The following is a 22,730-nucleotide window of genomic DNA, read 5'->3' on the forward strand; positions in this document are numbered from 1 at the left end:
AAGAACGGACATCGTCAGACCGGCTCGGTTGGTCGGTTTCGTGCCAGAAGCTGCAATAGGCCCTTCGGGGCGCGCAGGAGTGTTGTAGGATGACCCAGAAGCCAGGGAGCGAAAAATGACCGAGCATGAGGCCCAAGAAGGAGTGAACCGTCGCCACCTGTTTCAGACGTTGGCTGCAGGCGCCGCGGTCTCCGGCGTCGTCGGCTCGCCGGCGCTCGCGCAGCAGCCGTCTTCCGCGGCTCTGACCATTGCCTCAGCCGAGGACTACACGCTCAACCCCACTCGCTGGGGCAGCGCCGAAGTCGCCGCGTTATTCCCCGGATTTCAGCATCTGGATATGCGGACCAGCGGAGCCGTGATTCGATTGCGTCATGGCGGATCCGGACCGCCGTTGTTGCTGTTGCACGGTAATCCCGAAAATCACGTTGCCTGGCACAAGATCGCCTCACGGCTCGCCAGGAATTATCACGTCGTGTTGCCGGATCTGCGCGGCTATGGCGACAGTTCACTTCCTGACCCGGGGCCGAACCACATCAATTACAGCTTTCGCGCCATGGCGCAGGACATGGTCGAGGTGATGGAGCAGCTTGGCCATCGGCGATTTTATCTGGCAGGCTGCGATCGCGGCGGCCGCACTTCGCACCGCATGTGCCTCGATCACCCGGAGCGGGTGACGAAGGTTTGCCTGATGGACGTGCTGCCCAATTACTTCGTCTGGACGAACCTCACCAAAGCCTGGGTGACGGGCACCTGGCATTGGGCCTTCATGGCTCAGCCTGAACCGTTTCCCGAACGTCTGATGAGTGCGGTACCGGCCGAGTTTTTCCTCAAAAGTCGAATGGTGATCCGCGGCGGAAACGGTCTGGATTTTCTGACGCCGGCGGTGTTCGACGAATATGTCAGGTGCTACACGCTCAAGACTATTACCGGCTCATGCCGGGATTATCGCGCGACGGCGACCTGCGATTTTGAGATGGACACTGCCGACAAGGATCGGCAGATCGAGATGCCCGCGATCGTGCTGTGGGGAGCACGTGGACAGTCGCCCGCCCGGTCGAAGGAGTTTCTCGATGTCTGGAAGAAATTTGCCAGCAACCTCGAATACGGGGAAGCAATGGACTGCGGTCACTACATGGCTGAGGACATTCCAGACATCATGTATGATAAATTCACAAAATTCTTCGTCGCGTAACGTCCGGTGCGCCGATGCGGCGCACGCGCCTTGCTTACTGCGCACGCGCGCGAAGCGGCCATAACGCAGCTCCGCCGAGTCCCGCGATAAAGGTCCGCCGCCTCATTCGATCACCTCGTCGGCGCGTCCGCTTAACGCAAGCGGCACGCTAATGCCGAGCGCTTTCGCGGTCTTGAGGTTGATGACTAGCTGGATTTTGGTTAACTGCTGAACCGGCAAATCGCCGGGCTTTTGGCCCTTCAGAATCCAACCGGTATAGCTGCCAGCCAGTCGATAAGCGTCCATAATGTGCGCTCCGTAGCTCAGCAGACCTCCGGCGATGGCGAACTCGCGCCACTGGGCGATCGCAGGCACTGCGTGGCGGAGCGTCCATGCGGCGAGCTGTTCGATCCGGCTAATGAACAATACATCGGGGCTGATCACGAGTCCGCCAACCCGCAATTCGATCAGCTTTGCCAAGGCTGCATCGAGTTCACGTTCAGTGCTGGCATCGAGGACCCGGAGATCCAGCCCGAGGGTGTGAGCCGCTGTCTGCAGCTCTCTCGTGATGGGCTCCGCAAGAGCGGGTTCGTCCGGGTTGACCAGCAGGGCCATGACACCAGCTGTGGGGACCAACTCATGCAGCAATTCCAGCCGCTTCGGCGCTACCTCCACATTTAGTTGGGTGACCCCCGTGACGTTGCCGCCGGGATGGTTAAGGCTGGAAACGAGGCCGAGCAGGACGGGGTCGCCACCCATTTCGAAGACGATTGGAATGGTCGTGGTCGCCGCCTTCGCCACAAGCGCCGCCGGAGTGCTGGTCGCGGCAATCACCGCCACCTGACGCCGAACCAGATCGGCCGCCATCGCCGGAAGCCGATCGTTTCGGCCCTCGGCCCAGCGGAATTCGATCGCCACGTTCTGGCCTTCGACATAGCCGGCTTCTTTCAAGCCCTGGCGGAACGCCGCCACCATGCGCGCGTAGCTGTCAGGCGACGCGGCGTTGAGAAATCCGATCACCGGCATCGCCGACTGCTGCGCGCGCGCAGTCACCGGCCACGCAACCGCCGCGCCGCACATCAGCTTAATGAATTTCCGCCGTCGCATATGCCCCCCATACGAGGACCAAACGCCTTGCGCAATCTTGGGAGCCTAGCATTTTGCGGGCGGGCGGCGAGCCGGAAACTACACAAAATCGGCCTTGGGTTTTGTTCAGGCCAATGTCCGAGTTGGGTCAACCGCGGCGCTTCGGCCGCCTGCCAACCACTTCCGGTCTACCCGAACAACGGACATCATCAGACCGTCCCGGTTGGTCCGTATGGCGACCTAGTTGAGCTGCGATCGCAACTGTGCGGCGTCAGTGATCTCAGGTCCATCCCATCCAGCCAGGCTTTTCGTGCTCGCTCGATTGATCACTATCTTCGCCTCGTCACGCCGGCCGGTCTCCGTCAGCAACCGGGCAAGGGCTGTCCCGGCTCGCAATTGAAAGACCGGCGCGCCCTGGTCCGTGGCAATGCGCAACGCCGTACCTAGAAAATTCTCGGCCTGCAGCGCATTGTCGACCGACTGTCGCAACAGGAGTTCTCCGCGAATCCGCCATAGCTCGGAAATGAAAATGCCGGTTTCGGGCGTGCTCGACCCATCGAGAAGCCGCGTGATCAAGGCCAGAGCTTCCCAGTCGCGGCCCGCGCCGGCGAGTGCGTCGGCCATGATGACGCCGGGGAGCATGCCCAAAAATCCATAAGCGAGGGTCGCTTCGAAGCATGGCTCCATCTGCAAGAGTGCGGAAGCGATATCGCCTTGCAGCGCCCGTGCAGCGCCCAGCATGAACGTTCCGACCGCACGAGTGGCCGGAAAATCATATTTTTCCGACACCTGTATCAGCTGTTCGGAAAACTCACTGCATCCGTCCGAATCCCGGACAATATGCATCGCAAAACAGCCGACGCTTTGAAAAAATGCCAGCGTCAGGGGGTGTTGCAGGGAATTCGCAAGTGCAAGTCCCGCGTCCAAAGTGGGCCTTACACTCCTGGCATGGCCCGCTACGCCCAGCCCGACCGCCCGGACGCAATGGGCACAGGCTCCCGGATCGTGGCCGGCGAACACATATGAAAATCTGTGATGCCGGTCGCGATCGTAGCGTTCCAATCCTTCCGCCGTACATTCCAGTATCTTCGCCGTTTGCCCCATGAAATATACGAAGCCCCAGCGGTGATGCAGGGCCTCGAATTTCAAATCCTCGTCGCCAAGGTGCCGGCTGATCGTCGCCAATTCCTCACTCAGCACCCCGGCCTTGTCGTATCGACGATTCCGGGCTGCATTCAGGAACAAGCCCCAGGTCGCCTGAAACAATTGCGGTCCGGCATTTATCTCCTGGGCGAGCGCTTTTGCCTGCTCCAGCGCCGATCCGGCCTCGCTGGTTTGCGGACCCTTGTGGAGGACGAGCGTGGCGCCAAGCCTCAGCTGGGCATCGAGTTTCAACCGCGTGCGCAACTCCATATCGGCGACGCGTTCGGCTTCCGCGATCGCGGAGGTCAGGTTGGCGACGGACTCGGCAAATGCCAGGCGCTGACCGGACCGGTCCGCAGCCAGCAGCCAGAAATGGAACGACTTCTCCGCTTCTCCGGCGCGGCTGTAATGGTAGGCGACAAGGGTAGGCTCGCTTTCGCCTGTCGCCGAGGTCCGGGATTCCAGATCATCGGCAATTTGCTTGTGCAGGGACTGACGCCGGCTACGCGGAAGACTTTCATAAGCCGCCTCCTGCACCAGCGAATGGTTGAAGCTGTAACTTGCTTCGGTATCGGCCCCCGCCTCGAATATGAGGCCGGATTCGCGCAATCGGCCCAGGGCGTTCCGGAGCTCGCTGTCGCTTGCGCCGGCAATTTCCTCCAGCAATGTATAGGAGAATTGACGCCCGATAACGGAAGCGATTTGGGCAATATCCTTGGCGCGCCCCAGCCGGTCGAGGCGCGCCATCAGCGAATCCTGCAGGCTGAGCGGCACCGCGCTTGGACCCAGCGAACCCAAATCCAGCACCGCTTTGGTCAATTCCTCGACGAACAGCGGCACACCGTCGCTGCGGGCCACGATTTCCCGGATCAGCGAATCGTCCATCTTGGTTCGATTGGCCACGTTGCGGATCAACGTCGCGCTGTGCTCATGCCCTATTTGTTTGCAGGTGATCTGCGTGGCCTGAGGATGTTCGGACCAGCTCGTCTTGAGTTCCGGGCGATGGGTAATCAAGACAAGCGCCCGCTCCCGCTCGATTCGCTTTAGCAAGCGCTCGACCAGGATCTGGGTCGTCTGGTCGCTCCAGTGCGCGTCCTCCAGCAACAGCAGCACAGGGCTCTCAACCGACGCCATCAACAGATCTTCGAGAATTGCGAGAGTTTCGTCCTTGCGCTGATTTGGCGTCATCTCGAACGAGGACAGTTTGTCGTCGCAGGGTATCTCGAGCAATTCCGCCAGCAGCAACGTCGATGAGCGCGCGTGCCGGCCAACCCGTCCCAGCATTTGGCCGATGCGGTCCATGCTCTCCTGGCTCGACACGTTGCGGCTTATGTCGAGCCCGTGGCGCAGCAATTTCGTGAATGGAAACAAAACGCTGTTGCGGTGATGGGGCGAGCATTGGCAACGCAGCAGCCGATGCGGCTCCTCCCGCACGCGCTCCGCAAGCGCTTCAAGCAGACGCGACTTGCCCATCCCGGCCTCGCCCGCCAATAGCACCACATGCCCGTTTCCCCTGGTCGCGCGCTGCCACGAGTCATAGAGAAAAGCCAGCTCGCGCTCGCGTCCGACGATCGGACCGGCAGCTGCGGCATGAGCGGCCGCGAACCGGCTCTCGGTCGCGCTTTCGCGCAGCGCTTTCCAGACCGAAATTGGTTCGCGAAAACCCTTGATCGCGTGCTCGCCGAAAAACGAGTACTCGAAGAAATCCGCGGTGAGCTGATGCGTCGATGGGCCGACCAGCACGCTGTCGGGTTCCGCCGAGGACTGAAGTCGCGCCGCCAGATTCGGGGTGTCACCGACGACGGTCTCCTCTCCGGCCGCGCCGACGCCGCTTGCTTCACCGACGACAACAAGTCCGGTCGCGATTCCCATGCGGCATTGTAGCGGCGATCCGTTCGGCTGTTTGAGCTGTCCAACCGTCTCCACGATCTCCAGGCCGGCGCGAACCGCGCGCTCGGCCGCATGCTCCTGCGCCTGTGGAAAACCGAAATATACAAGGATGCCATCGCCCAGGTACTGCGCGATAAATCCATCGTATTTGCTGATCACCGCCACACAGGCCGCACGGTATTGACGCAACAGACGGATCAGGTCCTCCGGATCCAACGTGCTTCCGAGCGCGGTAGAGCCGACCAAGTCTATGAAAACGACGGTGACCTGCCGGCGCTCGACCGGCGGCGCGGACTGAGGGGATGATTGACCCTGCGCCGCCGCCGCTGCAGGCGGAACCGTCACCGCCCGAAGCTTGACCGCGGCGGCGATGAATTTACGGCGGTGACCGAGCGATAGCCCCAGTTTTTCCAGGTCCTGCTCGGTCAGGTCCGGTACCACCGCCAGGTCAATGTCGTGACTTGCAAGGAGCTCGTCGTATTTCTCGAGACCCAAATTCTGCAGCCAGAGCGTCATATCGGACATCGACAACTCCCAACGATAGAGCCGCTTGCCTGAGGCTCCGAGGACATCCTGGAGTGACGTCGAAAAATACAGGTACCAACGAGCGCGGTATGCCGCCTTACGGCAGACGAACCACATGCCGAGTATATCGGCGTAACCTTCGAATTGATATAGATTTACAGCAGGCGAGTTGAGTCCCAAGGCGCGTCGACTTCGGTTTTGTGCGGACGGCGAGAGCCCCAGGCTGGCGATCCGTTCGTCCGCGCGGATCAGCTGCCTTCCAGCTCGTGGCATTCCGGCATGTAGAGATCCTTCCAGGAATCCGGCAGACGCTTCATGGTGCCGACCTTGTGCATGAAGGTTGCGAAAGTCATGGTCTGCTGCGGCACGGTGGTCCAGATGTTGTCGGGATCGGAGATGAATCTTATCATCTCGCCTTCAGAGCTGCGCTTTTCGTTTGTCGTCTTGATGTAGATCTGCGCCGCCTCGCCGGGCTTCTTGTTGATGAAGTCTTCCGCCTCCGTCAGCGCGGCATAGACCGCCTGCGTCACCTTCGGGTTGGCGTCGCGGAATTTCTTGGTCATCAGCATCACGCCGTTGGTGCCGGGACCGCCGAGCGTGTCATAGGATCGCAGGACGTTGTGCACGCCCGATGTCGCCAGCTCGTAGTAATAATAGGGCGCGACGGAATAGTGGCTGTCGATTTCGGTGGCTTTCGACATCACCGAGACAGCGGCTTCCGGGTGCGAACGCGTCACCGTGCAGGCATCCAGCCTGGCGTACTGGTCGTCGCCCCATTCCTTCGCGGCCGCCATCTGCAGGCAGATCGCTTGGCTCGATACCTTGATCGCCGGCACCGCGATACGGTCCCGGTCGGTGAAATCCCTGATCGTCTTGACGCCGGGACGGTTGGTCACCAGCATGAACGGCATCGACTGCACCGCGGACAGCGCGCGGATTTCGTTCTGCGTGCCGGCGGTCTTGTCCCACAGCGTGGCCAGCCCCGGCACGCCGGTGACGCCGAAATCCATCTGCCGGCTCAACAGCGCGTCGATCAGCGATTGGGTGCCGCCAAGCGTCTTGTAGTCGGGCTTGAGCGAAGCCACGCCGAGCTTCGCGGCGTGCTTCTCCACGAGCTCAAGCGTCTCCATCACCATCATCGGCAGATAGGGCAGGCCGTGCTGGCTGACCATGACAATGCTCGACACTTCGTCGGCGAAGGCCGAACGCATCAGCATCGGCGCCGCCATCGCGGCGGGCGCAGCCGCCAGCGCCTTGCAGAAGTCGCGTCGGTGCAACGTCGAAATCCTCTTCTCAATTCAAAGGCCGGGACATCAAGCTTAACTCTGCATGCCCCAACGTTGGACGGTTCTAGCCTCGATGAAGCGAAACACCACGTTCTCGACGGCGAGCCCAATCAGGATGATGGTCAAGAGACCGGCGAACACTTCGGGAATGTCGAGCTGATTCTTGCTCTCGAAGATGTACCAGCCGAGCCCGCCCTGCCCCGACGATACCCCGAACACCAGTTCGGCCGCGATCAGCGTGCGCCAGGCGAAGGCCCAGCCGATCTTCAATCCGGCGAGAATGCTCGGAAACGCCGCCGGGATCAGAATCCGGGCGACGAAACGCAGACCGCTGAGATTGTAGTTCCGCCCGACCATGCGCGCCGTCGTCGAGACGCCGCGGAAGCCGGCCAGCATGTTGAGCGAGACCGCCCACATCACCGAATGCACCAGCACGAAAACGAGACTGCCGATGCCCAGCCCGAACCAGATCAGCGCCAACGGCAGCAGCGCGATCGCCGGCAGCGGATTGAACATCGCGGTCATGGTGTCGAGAAAGTCGGTCCCGATCCTGCTCGAGATGGCGAACACCGTCAGCAGCGCGGCGAGCACGGTGCCGGTGGCAAAGCCGATCAGCAGCACCTCGATCGAACTCGCCGCGCGGCGCGGGATGGTGCCGTTGGCGACATCGGTGATCAGCGCGCGCATCGCCGCGCTGAACGGCGGCACCAGCAGCGGATTGTCGAGCCAGCGGCCGTAGAGTTCCCAGGCCAGCGCCAGCACGATCAGGATCGCGATCTTGCGCAGCCAGACCTTGTTGTAGATCTGCTCGGCCAGCGTCAGCGGCTTCTCGATGATGCCGAACTGATCGGGCCCCAGCGTTTCGCAGTAGATATTCGGGCGTTCAGCCGCCTGCAGCATTGGGGGCCTCCTCGATCTGATCGGCGAACAGCATGTCGTGGATCTCGCGGCCCAGCGCTGCCGCCTCGTTGGAATTTTCCTCACCCCGCGGCACGCTGTTGATCTCGGCCTTGACCTGGCCGGGATGCGGCGACAGCAGCAGGATGCGGTTGCCGAGCTTGATCGCCTCGGGAATCGAATGGGTGACGAACAGCACGGTAAAACGGGTTTCGTCCCACAGCGACAGCAGCTCGTCCTGCATGCGCGAGCGGGTCAGCGCGTCGAGCGCCGCGAACGGCTCGTCCATCAAGAGGATATCCGGCTCCATCGCCATGCCGCGCGCGATCGCGACGCGCTGCTTCATGCCGCCGGACAGCGTGTGCGGATAGTTTTGGGCAAAATCGGCGAGCTTGACCTTCTCGATATAGTGCATCGCCCGCGCTTCGGCGGCCTTGCCGCGCAAGGTGCCGGTGGTCTTCAGCGGAAAGACGACGTTCTCCAGCACCGTCATCCACGGCAGCAGCTGGTCGAACTCCTGGAACACCATGATCCGGTCGGGGCCGGGCTTGACGATGCGTTCGCCCTTCAGCCGGATCTCGCCCTCGGTCGGCGCCAGATAGCCGCCGACCGCCTTGAGCAGGGTCGACTTGCCACAGCCGGACGGGCCGACCACGACGAAGCGGTCGCCCTGCAGCACGCTGAAAGAGACTCGGTAGGTCGCGGTGATCAGATGGGCCTGCGTCTTGTACTGCATGGTCACGCCGCGGACATCGAGCAGCGGCCGTCCCGCCTCGGCGTCCGTCGCCACGCGACCGCGAGGCGCCACGGCCGGCGCCGCCGGCCTCGTTGCGGCCCTGTCCGCCCCTGTCGTCGACGCGAGTGTTGCGCCTCTCGTCATCCGCACCATCCCCCCCGGATCGTTGGCTTTTCAGTTGAGCCTTCGGTACGCGTATAACTGTCCAATAACAATTTGTCCGGTTTCCCCAAGCCTGTCTATTATGCCGCCGGTTCATGGCGTCCTGAAAAACCAGCCGTTGCGTCGGGGCGGACATAAGCAGAGGTTATGGACCACGCCAAGCTCCTGATTGGACGCAGAAGCCGGCCCCGCCCATACTCGCGGCGAAAAAAATTTGAGGAAACGCGGCCATGAGATCGAAGGAGCGGTTGCGTGTCGGTTCCGGGGCGGGGACCTCGGACGACCGGCTGGTTCCGGCGCTGGAGCTCGCCGAGCGCGGCGACATCGACTATCTGGTGTTCGAGTGTCTCGCCGAACGCACGGTATCGCGCGAAAATCTCTCGCGCAGCAAGGATCCCGAGCAGGGCTATTCGCCGTCGCTGCATTCACGGTTGCGCATGGTGCTGCCGACCTGCATCGAGAAAGGCATCCGCATCGTCAGCAATATGGGCGCCGCCAATCCGCTGGGCGGGGCGCGCGCCGCGCGCAAGGAGGCCGCCGATCTCGGTCTCGGCGACGTGGCGGTCGCGGTCGTGCTCGGCGACGACGTGTCGAGCCTGGTCCAGCACAAGGGCGAGCTGCGGCTGATCGAAAACGGCGAGCCGCTGGAATCGATCCTGCCGACGATGATTTCCGCCAACGCCTATCTCGGCGCCGACGTGGTCTGCGAAGCGCTCAGCACCGGTGCGCCCATCGTGCTCACCGGCAGGGTTGCCGACCCCTCGCTGTTCCTGGCGCCGATGATGCATGAGTTCGGTTGGGCGTATGACGATTTGCCGAAGATCGCGCAGGGCACCGCGGCCGGTCATCTGCTGGAATGCACGGCTTCCGTCACCGGCGGCTGTTTCGGCTGGCCCGGCCGGAAGGACGTGGTGGATCTGGCCCGCAACGGCTTTCCGTTCGCCGACGTCACCGCCGACGGCGGAATCGTGATCGGCAAGACACCGGATACCGGCGGTCGCCTCGACGTCATGACCTGCACCGAGCAGTTGATCTACGAAATCCACGATCCCACCGCCTACATCACGCCGGACTGCGTGCTCGACATCACCGGCATCGCGTTGACGCAGGAGGAAGCTGACCGCGTTCGCGTCGCCAATGCCAGGGCCCGTCCCGCCACGCCGACCTATAAGGTCAATGTCGGCTATGCCGACGGCTATATCGGCGAGGGCGAGGTGTCCTATGGCGGCATCGACGCGGTCGCCCGCGCCAGATGGGCCGCCGAGATCGTCAAGGAAAGACTGAAGCTGCAGGGTTTTGCCTATGACGATTTCCGCGTCGACCTGATCGGCATGTCGAGCCTGCACGATCAGGCCGATATCCGGCCCGAGCCCTATGAAGTGCGGCTGCGGATGGCCGGCCGCACCCATAACCGCAAGGCCGCGCACGCCATCGGCTTCGAGGTCCGGGCGCTGCACATGCACGGCCCGGGCGGGGCCGGCGGTGCCTGCGAGCCAAGGGTGCGCGACGTGCTGGCGGTCAAATCGGTGCTGTTGCCCAAAAGCATGGTCAATCCCCAAATAATGGTGGAGGGCACGCTATGAGCGTCCGCGTCTATGACCTCGCCCATTCGCGCGCCGGCGACAAGGGCAACACCTCGAACATTTCGGTGATCTGCTACGACACCAAACATTGGGAATTTCTGGAGCGCGAGCTGACGGAACAGCGTGTCGCCGAAGCCTTCAGGCACATCGCCAAGGGGCCGGTGCGCCGTCACCCCCTGCGCAACCTCAAGGCGTTCAATTTCGTGATCGAAAACGCACTCGGCGGCGGCGTCACGGTCTCGCTGGCGCAGGACATTCATGGCAAGAGCTACAGCAATGTGATGCTGGCGATCGAATTGCCGGATCCGGAATGACGAGGGAGAGGATGCGGTGAAGGCAAGCGATATCCTGCGCAACGTCGTCAAGGACAAGCTGGCGCGCAACGAGGTGGTGGCCTCGATGACCATCCGCCTGGTGCGCGGCATCGAGATCGCGCGGATGGCGAAGACCGCGGGCTTCGACATGATCTATATCGACCTCGAGCATTCGACCCTGACGCTGGAAGCCACCGGCCAGATCTGCCAGGCGGCGCTCTCCGCCGGCATTGCGCCGATGGTCCGCGTTCCCGCCAACACGCCGGAATACATCCAGCGCGTGCTGGACGCAGGCGCGCTTGGCATCATCGCGCCGGGCGTATGCTCGGCGGATGAAGCGCGCGCGGTGGTCAGGGCCGCAAAATACCCGCCGCTCGGCGAACGCGGCGCCGGCGGCGCCCTGCCCCATCTCGAGTACCGCTCGATTTCGACCGCGGAGGCCAACGCCGCCGTCAACGACGCCACCATGGTGATCGTGCAGTTCGAGTCCGCGGAAGCGGTCGACCGGGCGGAAGAGATCGCCGCGGTCGAAGGCGTCGACATGGTGCTGATCGGCGTCAACGATCTGCTCGCCGACATGGGGCTTGCCGGCCAGCTCGAGCACCCCAAAGTGCGCGACGCCTATGCACGGACCATCGCCGCCTGCCGCAAGCATGGCAAGCATGTCGGTGTCGGCGGCCTGTCGACCAAGCCAAAACTCGCCGCCGAGTTCATCGCCATGGGCGCGCGGCTGCTGTCGACCGGAACCGACATTCAATTCCTGCTCGCCGCCATGATCGAGAAGGCCAAACAAGTCCACGAGATTCCGGTGACATGACCGCGACGCGCGCCATTTCCGGCGAAACGCAGGAAGGACGGATACCAGCCATGTGGAGGAAGTTCGCGTTAACCGCGCTGTTCGCAGCGAGCTTTGCCGGCGGCGCGCAGGCCGAAGTTGACAAGGTTCGGATGTCGATGCAGTTCGGCCTGCCCTATCTGCCGATGATCGTGATCCAGGCGCAGCAGCTGATCGAGAACAACGCCAAGGCTGCCGGTCTCGGCGACGTCGCGACCGACTGGACCCAGCGTGCCGGTCCCGCGGCCGATCTCGATGCCCTGCTCGCCGGTCAGGCCGACTTCATCGGACCGGGCATCCCGACCTTGGCCACCCTCTGGGACAAGACCGCCGGTACGCCGCAGGAAGCGCGCGCGCTGATCGCCATGCAGTCGATGCCCTACGTGCTGGTGACGCGCAATCCCAACGTCAAGACCATCGCGGACTTCACCGACAAGGACAAGATCGCGCTGCCGGCGGTCAAGCTGACCGGTCACGCCATCGCGCTGGAAATGGAAGCCGCGAAAATCTGGGGCGCGGACCATTACGACAAGCTCGACTCCATTACCATCACGCGCTCGCATGCGGATGCGGCGGCAGCGGTGATGTCGGGTCAGTCGGAGATCAACTCGCATTTTGCCAGCGCGCCGTTCTACTACTACGAACTGGCGACGCCGGGTATCCATCAGGTTCTCAAATCCTATGATGCGCTCGGCGCGCGCCACACCAACGGCGTCCTGATCGCGACCAAAAAATTCCACGATGCCAATCCGAAGATCTGCGGCGCGGTGGTGGCCGCCTTCGAACAGGCCGACGCCTTCATCAAGGCATATCCGCGCGAGGCCGCACAAATCTACCTGACCGCCACCAGGGACAAGAATTCGCTGGACGCGCTGGAAAAGATGGTGGCCGACCCCGACGTCGATTACACCACCACGCCGGTCAGCGTCATGAAAATCGTCGATTTCCTGTACAAGGTCGGACGCATCAAGAAGAGGCCGGACTCCTGGAAAGACATGTTCTTTCCGGAGGCTTACGGCCTGAACGGCAGTTGAGTTGAACGTCATGACAGCAACGCAAACGGCGAAGGCCGATACCACGCAAGGCGCCTTCTATGCCGACGCCGACGAGGCCGAAGCCTTCGGCCGCCGGCTGCTGGTCGCCCATGGTCTCCCCGAAGAGGACGCAGCGACGGTCGCGCGCTGCCTGGTGCGCGCCGACTTGCGCGGCGTCGATACCCATGGCCTGCAGACGCTGCCGCATTATCTCGAGCGCGTGCGGCGGGGGCTGATCAATCCGCGACCCAGTTTGAAGGTCGAGCGCGTCACGCCGATGGCAGGCTCGCTCGACGGCCAGGACGCCTTCGGCTTCGTGGTTGCGACCAAGGCGATGGCCGAGGCCATCGACATGGCGCGCGAGTACGGCGTCGGCATCGTCTCGGCGCGCCGCAGCACGCATTTCGGCATGGCCGCCAATTACGCGCTGCAGGCAATGGACGCCGGTTTCATCGGCATCGTCTTCACCAATGCCTCGAAGGCGATGCCGCCATGGGGCGGCCGCGAAGGCCTGCTCGGCACCAGCCCGATCGCGGTCGCAGCCCCAGGGGGTGCGGAAATGCCGTTCGATCTCGACATGTCGCCGGCGGTAGCGGCGCGCGGAAAAATCCGGCGCGCCGCGCGGCGCGGGCAGCCGATTCCATCGGGCTATGCGCTCGACGCCAAGGGCCGTCCAACCACCGACCCGAACGTCGCGCTCGATGGCGGCACGGTGCAGCCGATCGGCGGCCCGAAAGGCTCAGGCTTGGCAATGCTGATGGACGTGATGGGGGGCGTCATTTCCGGCGCGGCGTTCGGCGGCGGCGTGCGCAATCAGTTCGAGGAATTCGACCAGCCGCAGAACGTCGGCCATTTCATCATGGCGATGAAGCCCGACCTGTTCGTCAGCCGCGATGAATATTCAAAACGGATGGACACGCTGGTGCAACGCGTGCATGCCTGCCCGACCGCGGAAGGATTCGACGAGGTGATCATGCCCGGCGAACGCGAGCGCCGGCTGGAAGCGATCCATCGCCGCAGCGGGGTGCCGTTCCACGCCAAGGAAGTCGCCGCGATGCAGGAGGCCGCCGCCAAGGCCGGACTGCCGCCGCTATCGGTCTCGAACCAGCCGCTGGCCTAGGTCAGGAGGTAATCATGCCGCGACACGCCAACGTATTGATCGTGGTGCCGGAGAATAACACCACGATGGAGCCGGAGATTTCGGCGCTTTGTCCCGCGCTGGCGCCGATCCAGGTGGCGCGCGTCAAGCGCCCGCCGCGGACGCTGCTGCTCGAGGATCTGCCGGCCTATGCCGAGGCCACCGTCGACGCCATCGCATCGTTCGCGTCGGAGTCGCTGGATCTGGTGATCTATGGCTGCACCGCCGCCGGCTTTCTCGGCGGCCCCGACGGCAATGCCCGCATGGTGGAGCGGCTGCGCGAGCGCACCGGCACCACTGTGGTCAGCACCGCCGGCGCCATGATCGAGGCGCTGCGCGGCGCCGGCGTCGCGGAGACCGCTGTCGTGACGCCCTATCTGCAGCCGGTCAATGACGGCCTCCGCGCTTATCTCGAATTATCCGGCATCGCGGTCGAGACCTTGAACAGCTTTTTCTGCAAGACCACCGCCGAACTCGGCGCGATCGGCGAGGACCACGTGCTCGAACTGGCGCGGCGGACGGTGACGCAGAAAAGCAAGAGCCTGTTCATCGCCTGCTCGCAGTTGCCGACGCTCAGCGCGGTCGCGAAATTGCGCAGCGAGCTCGACATTCCCGTCTGGTCGTCGATCCAGGCCACCGCCTGGGCCGGCGCCGAGGTCCTGACCAAACAGGGTTTCCCGGTGCTATTCAACGAGGCCGCGTGAGCGTCATGGACGAGGCGACCAGTCACGATCCGGATGCCGGTCTTGAACCGGCATTTGCCGCGCCTGAAAACGCCTGCGATGCGCATTTTCACGTGTTCGGCCCCGCCGAGAAATACGGCTACGGCAGCGACATGCGCTACAAGCCGCCCTACGAGCCGATCGAGGTTTATCTGAAGCTGGCGCGCCGTATCGGTTTCACGCGCTATGTCTTCGTTCAACCGAGCGCCTATGGCTTTGACAATTCCTGCATGCTCGATTCGATGCGCGAGCTCGATTCCGAGAGCCGCCGCGGCATCATCGATCTCGACGAGAGCGCGGCCAGTGACAAGGAGTTGGCCGAGCTGAACGACGCCGGCGTGCGCGGCATTCGCGTCAATATCTCGCCGGTCCGGCAGCCGGAAGCGGGCCTCGCCGCCTCGATGTTACCGCGCATCGGGCGCCTTGCCAGGATATGCGAGGAGCTGGGCTGGCATCTCGACTTCCTGACGCCGGGCTGGCTGGTCAGCGAATTGATGCCGACCTTGCGCGAACTGCCGGTGGCATTTTCGGTCGCGCATATGGGACTGTTCCCGGCCAAGGACGGCCCGGAGCAATCGGGCTTCCGGGAATTTCTCAAGCTCGCCGGTGACGGCTCGAAACGCTGCTTTGTAAAACTCACCGGCATCTACCGCTTCTCCACCGCGCCTGGCTACGCCGATGTAAAGCCGATCGCGCAGGCGCTGATCGAAGCGGTGCCGGACCAGCTGATCTGGGGCAGCGACTTTCCGCATCTGTCGTTCCACGACCGCGTCGGCACCATCCAGCTCTATAATCTGCTCGGCGAATGGGCGCCCGATAGCGGCATGCGAAAGCGCATTCTGGCCGACAATCCGGCGCGGCTGTTCGGATTCGACTGAGAGAGGGAAATTTGAACAGGCGTGCATTCGTCACCGGTCTGGTTGCGCTTCCGGCCCTGATACGGTCGGCCTCCGCGGCCGTCTCGAGCATCAATCTCGGCAAGCAATATGGCCTGCCGTTCCTGCCGCAGATGGTGATGGAAGATCACCGGCTGATCGAGGCGCATGCCGCGAAGCTCGGTGTCGAGGGCCTGGCAGTCGGCTGGCAGACCATGGGCGGCCCGGGCGCGCTGAACGACGGGCTGTTGAGCGGGACCATACAATTCGTCAACGTCGCCTCGCCCTCGCTCGCCACGCTGTGGGACAAGACATTTGGCACGCCGCAGGAAGTGCGCGCGGTCTGCGCCGTGCAGTCGATGCCCTACATCCTGACCACGCGCAATCCGGCCGTGAAGACGATCGCCGATTTCAGCGCAGCCGATCGGATCGCGGTGCCGACCGTGAAAATTTCGGGCCAGGCCATGGCGCTCGAAATGGCGGCCGCGAAATTGTGGGGCTTTGAGAAATACGACAGGCTCGACGAGTTCACGGTCACGCTCGGCCACCCGGACGCCATGCAGGCGATGCTCTCCGGCCAGACCGTGAACAGCCATTTCGCCGTGGCGCCGTTCAACTATTACGAATTGCGCGTGCCCGGCATCCACAGGGTGCTCTCCAGCTATGAGACCAACGGCAAGCACACCAACGGCATCCAGGTGACGACCAAAACCTTCCACGACGCCAACCCGAATATCTGCAACGCGGTGCGCGCCGCGCATGAGGAGGCCAACGCCTTCATCAAGCATGAGCCGAAGGCCGCCGCGGAAATCTATCTAAAGCTGACCAACGACAGGAAGAACTCCGCCGACGACCTTGTGACGATGATCACGGATCCCGACATCGACTACACCACCGCACCGGCCAATCTGATGACCCATGTCGAATTCCTGCACAAGGTCGGTCGCATCAAGCATTTGCCGAAATCGTGGAAGGACCTGTTCTTCGCCGAGGCCCACGACCTCGACGGCACCTGAGCAAGACGAGGCCTTTGTTCAAACGTAGGGTGGGCAAAGCCAGCGGGTCGCGCCACTGCGCGACCGATGGCGTGCCCACCGTCGAACAAAGATTGGCGGGCACGGCGCAAGCGCCTTTTGCCCACCCTACGATGTAATTTGCCCGTCGGGTTAATTTGTCGCGGGGCCGATCCGGTATTTCTTCTTTTCAGAAGTACAAATCAACCCTATATTCCCCGCTGTCCCGCCCCACCAAAGGGGCGTTGCGCAACGTCAACAACGCGGGGCGGGATGCGGTGGACGCGAGGGGATGCTTCAGACGAGGGCATTTTCTGGCGGACGGAAAAGACGTGTGGTCCTGGTACCGACGCTGGTGTCAAGTTCGTGAGAAGAAACTTTCACGGGCGACGGTGGCCAAAGAGCCCGAGCACCGGGGAGGGCACGTTATAATCCGTAAACCATTGCGTGGGGAATGCCGGGTGATTCCGGTGTGACCTGACTAACGCGTGTGCGTTTTTTTACTACCCATTGCACACGCGGCTATCGGGCGCATCGGCCCCCCGGCATTCCCTGCGCCCTTTGATTGGAGGGCGGGAATAAAAGAACACCTCGCGCAAAAAAATCATGCGGCGAGATCGTGGGCGTATGTCTCAACGTCATTGCGAGCCAACGGGTCGGCGCAAAGCGCCGCCCGATGACAGGCTCCGCGAAGCAATCCATGGCTCAACACAAAGAAAGATGGATTGCTTCGCTACGCTCGCAATGACGACGTTTCGAACCTGTAGCCCGGGTGAGCGAAGCGCAACCCGGGGACCGGCCTCGCGGTACAAATCCCGGGTTGCGCTTCACTCCACCCGGGCTACGACACTACGACACTGCGCTCGCAATGACCATGTTGAGCGAGAATCGCAAAGTCATGAACGGTGCGCTCCCCTCCTCCCGTCCGCCGCAGCCGCTTGGCGAAGGCGGATGGCGGGGAGGGATTGGGGGTGGGGGGCGCTTCAACAAATTCGGTGCAAAATCGAGAGCGTGAATTTACTCGGCTTGCTTCGCCGGCAGCGAATTTGCTGAGGCACCCCCACCCCCGACCCCTCCCCGCCGCTCGCTGCGCTCGCGGAGGGAGGGGAGAAGAATGGCGGGCTGTTTGAAAGTTGAATCGAAAATTGGCGCTGGCGTTTCGACGTCACTCCGCTCACCCACGATACCGGCGTTCCAGTTCGTCGTACGCCGGCTTCGCTACCACCTGCTGCCGGATGTCGAATCCAGCGAGACGGTCGGCGACCGACGCCAGCGATCCCTGCTGCTTCAGCGCCACCAGCACGTCATGAGAAGCCTTGAGGGCTGCCTGCAGCGCCGCGTTGGCGTAGAGGACGCAGCCAAAACCGAGTTCGGCGAATTTCTGCTGTCCCAGTTCCGGCGTACGGCCGCCGAACACGACGTTGGCGACCTGCGGCACCGAAAGCGAGCGGGCGATCTGCGCCAATTCCTCGGCCGAAATCGGCGCTTCGACGAAGGTCACGTCGGCGCCGGCCTCGATCATGGCGCCGGCGCGGTCGATCGCCGCCTGCAGGCCAAGGATCGCGCGCGCATCGGTACGCGCCACGATCTGCAGGTCGCCGTCTCTGCGGGTGTCGACGGCGGCCTTGATCTTCGCCAGCATCTCTTCCAGCGGCACCACCTGCTTGCCGTCGAAATGCCCGCATTTCTTCGGGAAGACCTGATCCTCGATCTGAAGCCCGGCCGCGCCCGCCCGCTCCAGCACCTTCACGGTGCGGACCATGTTGACCGGATTGCCGAAGCCGGTGTCGGCATCGACCAAGAGCGGCAGCGCCACGGCATCGGCGATGGCGGCGACGTGGTTGGCGATCTCAGTCAGCGTGGTCAGCCCGATATCGGGCGCACCGAGATACATGTTGGCGATGCCGGCGCCAGTGATGTAGACGGCCTCATAGCCGATGTCCTCGATGATCCGCGCGAACAGGCCGTTCGCGGCACCGGCGAGGATCACTGCCTCGCGCCGAGCGAGAATGGCCTTCAGGGTCGTTGTCGCTCTTGCCATGCGCTCTACTCCTGTCGGGATCTATTCCGCCGCCCGGGCTGGCGGCTCGCGGAAACGGACACGCAGCGCGTCCCACTCGTCGGCGCCGAACCGCCGGAAACCGGTGCGGACATCGGCGTCGAACAATGGCGTCGGGTGGCGATACGTTTCCTTCAACTCGGCCAAAGCCGCGTCGCACGCACCGTAGATGGTCTTCAGCAACATCCCTGGCAGGATGGCGACCTTGTAACCCATCTTCTCGGCGTCGCGCAGATCGACCTGCGGGGTCTTGCCTCCCCAGACGACGTTCAACAGACAGGGGCCGCGCACGCGCGCCGGTACCATCTGCACCTCCTCCAGCGTCTGCGGACTTTCGACGAAAGCCATGTCGGCGCCGGCCTCGAGCGCCGCGTTGGCGCGGCGGATAGATTCGTCGAAGCCCGCGACCGAACGCGCATCGGTGCGGGCGATGATGACGAAATCCGGATCGCGCCGGGTCGCCACCGCCGCGCGGATCTTGGCCAAAAATTCCTCCGTCGAGACCAGTTCCTTGCCGTCGAGATGACCGCATCGCTTCGGCGAGACCTGGTCTTCGATATGGATGCCGGCCGTGCCGGCGCGCTCATGCTCCTGCACGGTGCGCACGACGTTCAATTCGGTGCCGTAGCCGGTATCGGCATCCGCGATCAGCGGCAGGCTGCTTGCCGCCGCGGTGATCTTGGCCGCATTGCCGACCATCTCCGTCATCGTCAACAGCCCGTAATCCGGCAGGCCGAAGGACGCCGAGGTGCCGGCGCCGGTCATGTAGAGCGCGGAGAATCCCGCCTGTTCGATCAGGCGGGCGGTGATACCGTCAAAGGCCCCGGGCGCCATCAGGATGTCGGGGCCGGCGATCAATTGGCGCAATCGTGTTGTGGCTCTCATCGCGGTGCTTCCTCGTGTTTCTCAGTTCGAACGATGCGCGGCCCGCTTGCCGAGCCGCAACATCAGGGTGTTGGCTATGATCGCAATCAGGACGATCAGCGTGACGACCGCGGTCGACAGCGGCACGTTGTGCTGCGCCATGCCGCTGACCAAGAGGAACCCGAGGCCGCGCTGCGACGAGAACATCTCGCCGATCAATACACCAAGCAGGCTCAGCGAAAAGCTGATCCGCAGGCCATTGACGATGTCGGGCAGGCAGGCGGGCACCAGCACCCAGAGCATCGTCCGGCCCGGCGAAAGCCGCAGCACCCTGGCGGTTCGGATCAAGACCGGCGGCAGGTTGCGCACCGCGCCGAGCGTGAACAAGGTCATCGGCGCCAGCCCGTGCATGACGCCGAAGGCGACCTTGGCGGACATGCCGAGGCCGAAGATCAGCAGCACGACCGGATAGAGCGTGACTTTCGGGATGGTGTAGAAGCCCGCGAGAATGGGCTCGGCGACCTCGCCGGCGAAGCGCCGCACCCCGAAGATCAGGCCGAGCGCGAGGCCCAGCAGCGCCGAGAGCACGAAGGCGAGCAGGAACGCGCCCAGGGTCGCGGCGGCATGATCCCAGAACATCCAGGTGCGCAAGAGATCGAAGAGATAGACCAGCGTCTGCAGCGGCGGCGAAACCGCAACGCCCTTGGTCCAGCTGCCGACCGCCTGCCAGATTGCCAGCATCAGCACCACCAGCACGGCGGCATCGAACGCACGGATGCGGCCGCGTGATGTTCGCCTGGACAGGGCTTCTTCGAATGCGAGATCGCTCATCCCTGCGAACGGCGGCGCGCCAGCCGCCCCTCCCAGACGTAGAGAATTCCGTTGGCGGTCACCGCCACCAGCAGGACGAACAGCATCAGGCCGTACATGCCGCGGTTATCAAAACTCTGGTAGGCAAACGAGATCGCGTAACCCAACCCGGTCCCGGAGAGAATGAATTCGCCGGCGATCACGCCGATCAGCGCATAGCTCAGCGCCAGCTTGAAACCGCTGAACAGGCGCGGCAGCGCGGCGGGCAACACAATCCACCACAGAGTCCGAACCGGACCAAGGCGATGGACGCGCGCCAATTTCAGCAAGACGGGCGAGACGCCATCGAGCCCCGACAGCGTGCTGATCATGACGGCGGGTGCTGCGGACAGCACACCCAATACCACCAACGGCGCCTTGCCGAGGCCGAGCAGCGCCACCAGCAAGGGGTAGAAGATGAAGGTCGGCACCGAATAATACGATGCCAGCAAGGGGTCGGTGACATCGCGCAGCCGCGGCGAGCGGTGGATCAGCGCACCGGCCAGGGTGCCAAAGCCGACCGCCAGCAGGAAGGCGAGCGCAATGGTCGAAAAGGTCGACACGACGCTGTCGTTGAATTCGCCGGAACCGAGGCGATCGATCATCGAGGCGACCATGTCGCTGGGAGGAATGACAGTCAGCGGATCAATGACGCCGGTACGGCAAAGGACCTCGAGCAGCAGGACGGACCCCGCCAGCACGGCGATACGGACGCAGAGAACGGCGCGCCGCCGCGTCATGCCGCCCGCCCCATCGTCTTGAGCGATTCCTCGCGAAGCGAGGACCACAACCGCGCCGTCACCGCGCCGAATCCCGGGTCGGAGACGATGCGGCTGTCGCGATCGCGCGGCCAGCCGGTCTCCACCATGTCGATGAAACGGCCCGGCCGCGCGCTCATGACGCCGACGCGATCCGACAGCATCGCCGCCTCGTCCAGCGCATGGGTGATGAGCAGCACGGTGGCGCCGGTCTCGCGCCACAGCCGCAGCAATTCATCGCCCATCAATAGCCGCGTCTGCTGGTCGAGCGCGCCGAAGGGTTCGTCGAGCAGGATCAGCCGCGGCCTCAGCACCAGCGTCCGCGCGATGCAGACCCGCTGCCGCATGCCGCCGGAGAGCTGCGCCGGATAATGACTCGCGAATTGGGAAAGCCCCATGAAGGCGACGGCATGATCGACGCGCTCGCTGACTTCCTTGTCCGACAGGTTCGAGGTGCGCAGCCCGAAGGCCACGTTCTGGCGAACGCTGAGCCAGGGCATGCTGGAATCTTCCTGGAACACGACGCCGATGCCGTCGGGAACCTCGCCGCGCAATTCCCTGCCCTCGAAGCTGACGCTGCCGCTGGTCGGGCGCACCAGCCCGCAAAGCGTGTCCAGCAAGGTCGACTTCCCGCAACCCGACGGGCCGACGACAGAGAAGAACTCGCCGCGGGGGATCACCAGGTCGATCGGGCCAAGCGCGTGCACCGCGGGCGGCCCGTCATGGCGACGGACCACTCCGCTCAACGTTACATGCGGCTGTCCGCTCATGGCGGCGGCGTTCATTGCGATGCTTGCAGGTCGGCCGGCAAATAGGAGGTGTCGACGTATTTCGGCCAGTCGACATCGCCCTTGATCTGTCCGGTGATCTGCAAGCCCTCGACCATGTGGTTCATGCCGGCGTAATCGAGCCGGCCGTCGCTCCAGTATTTCTCCTTGATGAGCTCGTGCATATGGACCTTGAACAGATCGACATTCGGATTGTTGTAGGCCCTGGCGGTAATCTCGGCGGCCTCGTCCGGGTGATCCAGCGCGTAGGCCAGCCCCTCGCGCCGAGAGACGATGAGGCCCTTGATGATATCGGGGTGCGCCTTGGCGTAGTCCCCGGTCGTGATCATCACGGTCTGCATCATGCGCGGGTCCATGACATCGCGCACCATCATCAGCGGCCTCACCAGTTCCTTGTTCTGGGCGTAGACCAGCTCATCGGAGAAGCCGGCATCGACCGCGCCGCTGCTGACGGCGGAGAGGTTGGCGCCGAGATCGCCGGCCGGCACCAGCTTCACCTGCGCTTGCGTGATGCCATTGGCCTTCAGCGCCATCAGGATCACCATGTTGCTCACCGATCCCGGCGCGGTATAGGCAATCTGCTTGCCGACGAGATCCTTGATGCCCGTAAGCGGCGAATCCTTCTTCACCACCCACATCTGGTCGGACACGGTTTGCGAGCCGGCGCCGATGATGATCAGCTTCTGTCCGGAATTGATGGCCTGCACCGCCGCCGCCAGCGACACCTCGCCGAACGGAATGCCGCCAGCCAACGTGTTGCGAACCGCCGTGCCGCCGCCCGCCGCCGTCAGGATGCCCGTGACATCCACGCCGTTGTTCTTGAAGAAGCCCTTGTCCATGGCGACCGCATAGGGAACGCCGTAGAACTGTCCGCCCCAATGGGTGACGGTGATGGTCTCGGCCAGCGCCGCCGGCGCTCTGCCGGCGACGACGGTCGCTGCCAGGCCAACTACAAGGCCAACTCGTGCAAGCATTTTCCCCTTGGTCATGACGTTCTCCTTC

General features: G+C 63.4%; 20 protein-coding genes. 9 read left to right on the top strand and 11 right to left on the bottom strand.

Going from position 1 to position 22,730, the window contains the following annotated elements; all coding sequences use genetic code 11:
• Window positions 1-115: 115 nt before the first annotated feature.
• Window positions 116-1,192, top strand: a complete 1,077-nt coding sequence (locus VK804_RS04650) for an alpha/beta hydrolase (RefSeq protein WP_325368328.1) — start codon at window positions 116-118, stop codon at window positions 1,190-1,192.
• A gap of 102 nt (window positions 1,193-1,294) precedes the next feature.
• Here VK804_RS04650 and VK804_RS04655 read toward each other — a convergent pair whose 3' ends face one another.
• From VK804_RS04655 to VK804_RS04675, 5 genes are all read right to left on the bottom strand, one after another.
• Window positions 1,295-2,278 carry an ABC transporter substrate-binding protein gene (locus tag VK804_RS04655; protein WP_325368330.1) on the bottom strand — a complete coding sequence of 328 codons (984 nt, stop codon included), beginning with the start codon at window positions 2,276-2,278 and terminating at the stop codon, window positions 1,295-1,297.
• A gap of 219 nt (window positions 2,279-2,497) precedes the next feature.
• Window positions 2,498-5,815 (bottom strand): ATP-binding protein, encoded by a 3,318-nt coding sequence (locus tag VK804_RS04660; protein ID WP_325368332.1) that lies wholly within the window; start codon window positions 5,813-5,815, stop codon window positions 2,498-2,500.
• Between the two features lie 248 nt (window positions 5,816-6,063).
• Entirely contained in the window at window positions 6,064-7,092 is a 1,029-nt protein-coding gene (locus VK804_RS04665) for an ABC transporter substrate-binding protein (protein WP_325368334.1), read from the bottom strand.
• A gap of 42 nt (window positions 7,093-7,134) precedes the next feature.
• A complete protein-coding gene (locus VK804_RS04670; RefSeq protein ID WP_325368336.1) occupies window positions 7,135-8,001 on the bottom strand; it encodes an ABC transporter permease in 867 nt (288 codons plus the stop codon).
• Window positions 7,985-8,734, bottom strand: coding sequence for an ABC transporter ATP-binding protein (locus VK804_RS04675; RefSeq protein ID WP_325368512.1), 750 nt, complete (start codon window positions 8,732-8,734; stop codon window positions 7,985-7,987). The genes VK804_RS04670 and VK804_RS04675 overlap by 17 nt, the downstream gene beginning before the upstream one ends.
• Before the next feature lie 392 nt (window positions 8,735-9,126).
• Here VK804_RS04675 and VK804_RS04680 point away from each other — a divergent pair, with 392 nt between their 5' ends.
• Genes VK804_RS04680 through VK804_RS04715 form a run of 8 tightly spaced genes read left to right on the top strand, consistent with a single transcriptional unit; the run spans window position 9,127 to window position 16,413 of the window.
• Window positions 9,127-10,479: an acyclic terpene utilization AtuA family protein gene (locus tag VK804_RS04680; RefSeq protein ID WP_325368338.1), complete on the top strand. Its 1,353-nt coding sequence runs from the start codon at window positions 9,127-9,129 to the stop codon at window positions 10,477-10,479.
• Window positions 10,476-10,793 (top strand): AtuA-related protein, encoded by a 318-nt coding sequence (locus VK804_RS04685; protein ID WP_325368340.1) that lies wholly within the window; start codon window positions 10,476-10,478, stop codon window positions 10,791-10,793. The genes VK804_RS04680 and VK804_RS04685 overlap by 4 nt, the downstream gene beginning before the upstream one ends.
• Window positions 10,794-10,809: 16 nt before the next feature.
• Window positions 10,810-11,610 (top strand): HpcH/HpaI aldolase family protein, encoded by an 801-nt coding sequence (locus tag VK804_RS04690; RefSeq protein ID WP_325368342.1) that lies wholly within the window; start codon window positions 10,810-10,812, stop codon window positions 11,608-11,610.
• A 50-nt stretch (window positions 11,611-11,660) separates the two neighbouring features.
• Window positions 11,661-12,662, top strand: a complete 1,002-nt coding sequence (locus VK804_RS04695) for an ABC transporter substrate-binding protein (protein ID WP_325368344.1) — start codon at window positions 11,661-11,663, stop codon at window positions 12,660-12,662.
• Window positions 12,663-12,672: 10 nt separating this feature from the next.
• On the top strand, window positions 12,673-13,782 hold the full coding sequence (locus VK804_RS04700; RefSeq protein WP_325368346.1) for an Ldh family oxidoreductase: 1,110 nt from the start codon (window positions 12,673-12,675) through the stop codon (window positions 13,780-13,782).
• Between the two features lie 14 nt (window positions 13,783-13,796).
• The gene (locus tag VK804_RS04705; protein ID WP_325368348.1) at window positions 13,797-14,504 is read left to right on the top strand and encodes a hypothetical protein; all 708 of its coding nucleotides are present in this window, start codon (window positions 13,797-13,799) and stop codon (window positions 14,502-14,504) included.
• Between the two features lie 5 nt (window positions 14,505-14,509).
• Entirely contained in the window at window positions 14,510-15,400 is an 891-nt protein-coding gene (locus VK804_RS04710) for an amidohydrolase family protein (RefSeq protein WP_325368514.1), read from the top strand.
• Between the two features lie 11 nt (window positions 15,401-15,411).
• Entirely contained in the window at window positions 15,412-16,413 is a 1,002-nt protein-coding gene (locus VK804_RS04715) for an ABC transporter substrate-binding protein (protein WP_325368349.1), read from the top strand.
• A gap of 1,171 nt (window positions 16,414-17,584) precedes the next feature.
• On the opposite strand, the gene VK804_RS04720 is transcribed toward VK804_RS04715, so the two are convergent.
• From VK804_RS04720 to VK804_RS04745, 6 genes are read right to left on the bottom strand one after another with little or no spacing between them, the layout of a single operon-like run.
• The gene (locus VK804_RS04720) at window positions 17,585-18,451 is read right to left on the bottom strand and encodes an oxaloacetate decarboxylase (protein ID WP_325368351.1); all 867 of its coding nucleotides are present in this window, start codon (window positions 18,449-18,451) and stop codon (window positions 17,585-17,587) included.
• A 21-nt stretch (window positions 18,452-18,472) separates the two neighbouring features.
• Window positions 18,473-19,354 carry an isocitrate lyase/PEP mutase family protein gene (locus tag VK804_RS04725; protein WP_325368353.1) on the bottom strand — a complete coding sequence of 294 codons (882 nt, stop codon included), beginning with the start codon at window positions 19,352-19,354 and terminating at the stop codon, window positions 18,473-18,475.
• Window positions 19,355-19,375: 21 nt separating this feature from the next.
• Entirely contained in the window at window positions 19,376-20,164 is a 789-nt protein-coding gene (locus VK804_RS04730; RefSeq protein WP_325368355.1) for an ABC transporter permease, read from the bottom strand.
• Window positions 20,161-20,922 carry an ABC transporter permease gene (locus VK804_RS04735; RefSeq protein ID WP_325368357.1) on the bottom strand — a complete coding sequence of 254 codons (762 nt, stop codon included), beginning with the start codon at window positions 20,920-20,922 and terminating at the stop codon, window positions 20,161-20,163. The genes VK804_RS04730 and VK804_RS04735 overlap by 4 nt, the downstream gene beginning before the upstream one ends.
• Window positions 20,919-21,725, bottom strand: coding sequence for an ABC transporter ATP-binding protein (locus tag VK804_RS04740; protein WP_325368359.1), 807 nt, complete (start codon window positions 21,723-21,725; stop codon window positions 20,919-20,921). The genes VK804_RS04735 and VK804_RS04740 overlap by 4 nt, the downstream gene beginning before the upstream one ends.
• Window positions 21,722-22,717: an ABC transporter substrate-binding protein gene (locus VK804_RS04745; RefSeq protein ID WP_325368361.1), complete on the bottom strand. Its 996-nt coding sequence runs from the start codon at window positions 22,715-22,717 to the stop codon at window positions 21,722-21,724. The genes VK804_RS04740 and VK804_RS04745 overlap by 4 nt, the downstream gene beginning before the upstream one ends.
• Window positions 22,718-22,730: the final 13 nt, after the last annotated feature.

Source organism: Bradyrhizobium sp., assembly GCF_035484855.1.
Classification (GTDB): Bacteria; Pseudomonadota; Alphaproteobacteria; order Rhizobiales; family Xanthobacteraceae; genus Bradyrhizobium.